Annotated in this window: 4 protein-coding genes and 1 pseudogene; 2 read left to right on the forward strand and 3 right to left on the reverse strand. The window is 64.5% G+C overall.

Going from position 1 to position 4,173, the window contains the following annotated elements; all coding sequences use genetic code 11:
* Both RMO12_RS05520 and surE read left to right on the forward strand, forming a co-directional pair.
* Positions 1–1,075 (forward strand): pyruvate carboxylase (locus RMO12_RS05520; protein WP_309638520.1); only part of this gene is annotated, 1,075 nt, incomplete at its 5' end.
* 43 nt (positions 1,076–1,118) lie between these two features.
* Positions 1,119–1,943, forward strand: a complete 825-nt coding sequence (gene surE, locus RMO12_RS05525) for a 5'/3'-nucleotidase SurE (protein ID WP_309625983.1) — start codon at positions 1,119–1,121, stop codon at positions 1,941–1,943.
* Positions 1,944–2,136: 193 nt separating this feature from the next.
* On the opposite strand, the gene RMO12_RS05530 is transcribed toward surE, so the two are convergent.
* The 3 genes and pseudogenes from RMO12_RS05530 to RMO12_RS05540 form a co-directional block, all read right to left on the reverse strand.
* Positions 2,137–3,138, reverse strand: a complete 1,002-nt coding sequence (locus RMO12_RS05530; RefSeq protein WP_309638521.1) for a LysR family transcriptional regulator — start codon at positions 3,136–3,138, stop codon at positions 2,137–2,139.
* Between the two features lie 485 nt (positions 3,139–3,623).
* Positions 3,624–3,887, reverse strand: coding sequence for a hypothetical protein (locus RMO12_RS05535; protein ID WP_309638522.1), 264 nt, complete (start codon positions 3,885–3,887; stop codon positions 3,624–3,626).
* Positions 3,874–4,173 (reverse strand): annotated as a pseudogene (locus RMO12_RS05540) (hypothetical protein); the annotation flags it as partial. The gene RMO12_RS05535 and the pseudogene RMO12_RS05540, both read right to left, overlap by 14 nt.

Here is a 4,173-nt window from a genome sequence, read left to right on the forward strand (position 1 = left end):
CATCGCCAAGGAATTTGGCTCGAGCTGTAGCGGCGCGCTGATGTTCACCCTGTCGCCGGTCCATACCGACGCGTACTACGCCGACAAAGCCCAAAAACTTGCCGCGTCGGACCACATCGATTCCATCCTCTTGTACGACACGGCCGGCGTGCTCGAGAAGGAACGACTGAGCACGCTGATCCCCGCCCTCATCGCGGTGGCTCGTGGCAAGCCGATCGAACTGCACGCCAACAACATCCTCGGGCAGTCGGGCAAGGCCTACCTCGATGCGGTCGCGCTCGGAGTCACGGTATTTCACACCTCGAATCGACCGCTGGCCAACGGGCCGGCCGTTCCGTCCGTCCAGATGTTCGCGCACAACCTGACGATGTTGGGCCACACCCACGACGTCGACGTCGCGCTGCTCGAACCGGTGGCTCGGCACTTCGAACGAGTGGGCAAGGCGGCGGGCTATCCGGTCAACCAGAACAACGAGTACGACGTGCTGGCGATCCAGCACCAGATTCCGGGCGGCATGGTCGGAACGCTGAAGGCCAATCTGGCCCAGCACGGCATGACCGATCGCCTGGACGAAGTGCTGCGCGAAACCGCCGAGGTGCGGCGCGAACTGGGCTACCCCGGCATGGCCACGCCGTTCAGCCAGATCGTGGGCATCCAAGCCGTGCTGAACATCGTCTCCGGCAAGCGCTACAGCATCGTCACCGACGAGGTGATCGGCTATGCCGCCGGTTTCTACGGCGAAATGGTGGCGCCGATCGACCCGAACGTGCTCGACAAGATCATGACTTCCGCGCGGGCCAAGCAGGTCATCACCCGTCCGCCGGAGCAGCCAACGATCCAGGAACTGCGCAAGCGCCACGGCACCGACGATGATGATGAACTGATCCTGCGTGCGCTGGTGCCCGAGGCCGACCTCAACCTGATGCGTGCTGCCGGCCCGGTGAAGCAAGATTACCCCTTGCTCTCGTCGCCGGAGCTCGATCAAGTGCAGCGCCTGATGCGCATCGCCAAATCCCCGGTGGTGAAGGTGCGACTCGGGGAAATGCAGGTCGAGCTGTATCGACAGGGCCGCTGATGCGCGCTCTGATCACGGGACCCACTGCTCGGAGGCCGCGCCGATGACACCGACCGCCCAGCAAGACCGGCCAGGCGCGCACCGCGTCCTGATCGTCAATGACGACGGCATCCATGCCGAGGGGCTCGCACTGCTTGAATCCCTGGCGCGGCAATTTACCGATGATGTCTGGGTGGTCGCACCGGACGAGGAGAAGTCCGGTGCCTCGCACTCGATCTCGCTCTCGGTGCCGCTGCGTGCCCGCCGGATCGGCGACAAGCGTTATGCGGTCAAAGGCACGCCGGCCGACTGCGTGCTGTTGGCGGTCTGGGAACTGATGGCCAATTGCCCACCGACGGTGGTGCTGTCGGGCATCAACCATGGCGAGAATTTGGGTGAAGACATGACCTACTCGGGCACGACCGGCGCGGCCATGGAGGCGGCCATTCTGGGCATTCGCGCCATCGCGGTGAGCCAGGTGCGCAAGATCGGGGGCACGCCGCGCTTCGATGTCGCCCGGCAACACGGGGGACGCGTGCTCAAAGAGCTGCTGTCGTGCGACTGGGAGCCGGGCATCGTGGTGAACGTGAATTTTCCGGACGTCGATCCCGAGCAGGTCACGGGCGTGCGGCTGACCGCCTTGGGCCGGCGCCGACTGGGAACTTTTCGACCCGTTGCGGGCGCTGACGGGCGCAACGTGCCGTACTACTGGATCAAGGTCTCCTATGACCCGGGCGAGAGCGTCGACGGCACTGATCTGGCCGCCATGCGAGACAAGGCCATATCGGTCACGCCGCTACAGATCGACTTGACGGCGCACGCGTTCTCGGCGCGCTTGGCCGCGGTGTTCGGTGATGGCAGCGCGCCGGCATCGATCAACGGCGCTTGATCGCCTGGAGACAGCGAGCAAGGCCATCATCACCGGCGCCGTGACCGGCGCCGCGCTCACGCCGACCCTGTCCCCGGCGCACCGAATAGTCGCAGTCGGCGTCGCCGTGCATGATCCGTCCGCTGGGTTGCGGACGATGTCGACCGATGCGTCATTGAGCGGCCGGACGTCTTGGCCGGCGTGACGCCCGCGCCTATCGGTCGTCCACCAAATTGCCCGGCTTGCCGCGCACGACCGCCATGATCTCTCGCTCCATCGCCTTGAGGATGGCCGTCTGAGGCCGGTCGCGCAGGCTGGCGAGGTAGAGCGTGCGTTCGAGCAGCGGCTTTAACGGCCGGGCGCCGAAGTCTCCCGATGCGAGCTCTGCTTCGCAGGCCATCGCTGGCAACAGCGCACAGTAGCGCCCTTGACTGACGATGGCTTTCATCAGCGACACGCTGTCCAGGCGCAGGGTCGGATCCAGAGTCAGGCCGCCCTCGTCGAGATAGCGCTCGAGGATCGCTCGCGTGCCATGGGATGCCGCGGGCAGCATCAAGTCGATCGTGGCGAGCGCGGTGCGCTCGATGACCTTGGCAGCCAGCACGGGATGGTCACGCCTGGCCACGAGCAGCAAGGGCTCGACCATCAGTTTGTGCGTCGTGATCTTGTGGGAATTGGGCGTGTGGAGCACGACCGCAAAATCGACCGCGCCGTCGGCAAGGTGCTGGTAGACCTGACCACTGGATGCTTCGAGCGCGGTCAGATGAACGTCGGGATACTTCTCGACGAAGCGGTGGATCACCTCCGGGATGTAGCGACTGGAGAACGGCCGTGATGCTGCAATCGTGATCTGACCCCTTGCACTCTTGCTGGCCACGCTGATCTGTTCCCGCGTGCTCGACATCTCATGAAGAATGCTCTCTGCCTGGCGGTAAAGAATCTGTCCGGGGTGAGTCAAGGCCACGCCGCGACCCGTGCGTTGCAGCAACTGCACGCCCACGTCGGCCTCCAATTGCTGGATCTGCCGGCTCATCGTGGACTGCGCAACGTCGAGGCTGGCCTCCGCCGCGGTGAAGCTGCCCAATCGGGCGACATGAAAGAAGTAGAAAAGGCGGCGCGAGTCCAGTAAGTTCTCCGCGGCGAGGTCGGCGACGTCGCTGCGCCGCTTGCGCGCAGGAGCTGCTTCGACTTTTAGACGCTTGGGCACGGCTGCCATCTCCAGTGCGCTGACTCATTGAAATCGCATGGATCGCCCACTGATCGAGGCATGGAACGAGCAATGCTGACGAGCGAACAAGGCATTGCACTCGACGCCTTGATGCGCGAGCGTCATGGCAATGCCGCCTTGGCGCGGCGCGCGTGTTGTGCGCTGCTTTGACAGTGTCGCAGAGCGTCGAGTCGATCGTCGATCCAAGCCGGCTTGCAACGACGCAATCGTCTCGAAGTGGGCCTAGGCGCTGGACGCGTGGGCGCTGGCCAGATGGGTGTCTTTGCATCCTGGCCGCACGCCAAGGATGCCGGTGGATCGGGCCGTATCCGGACCCGCCCGCGCACCGTGTTCTGCGTGGGCGAGAAGACGGCGATCCACACGCCCGATCACAAGCACCGGATGCTGCCGCTGCCGCCCGGGCACACCAAACATCGGCGTGCCCGTATGCAAGTCTGCTGATCCGACTCGGCGCATCACCGCCGATTCTTGGTTCAGTTGCCGGGCACGATCATCGGCTCGAAGCTGAACACGTTGCGGGAGCGCGGATCCACGGAGACCTTGACCCAGTGCAGATTGGGGCTACCGAAGGTCTCGACGCGAGTGAAGTTGCGCAGCAGCCTGGCCTGGTTGAAGAGCGGCTTGTCGATCTTGAAGAAGTGCGTGTCGCCATGCACGAGGACCACCTGTCCGTCAAAGACCTGCGTCTCGGTGGCGATCGCGTCGAGGAACGCGGTGTAGCCGTCATAGGCCGGCAAGGAACGCGATATTCGCCGCGTCGCGCGCGCGGTACTCGGCGTTGTCGGCATCGCATTCGACCTGTGTGCGTGCACTCTTCGTGCTCACGCACTCGCCCGCATGGACGTAGTTATTGTTGCTGCCCGGGACGTTGAGACCAACGAAGACGACATCGCCGTACGTCCAGCGCGTGTTCTCGGCATACAGCCCACCGAGCGGCCCCTGTCGTTCGAGGGCGAAGGGCCGTTGGCCGAAGCTGTTCGGGCTGATCTGCAGGGTCTGGCGGATGTGGGCGAGGCGCTCGAG

The sequence above is a fragment of the Methylibium sp. genome (assembly GCF_031393925.1).
In the GTDB taxonomy this organism is placed as follows: Bacteria; Pseudomonadota; Gammaproteobacteria; order Burkholderiales; family Burkholderiaceae_C; genus Methylibium.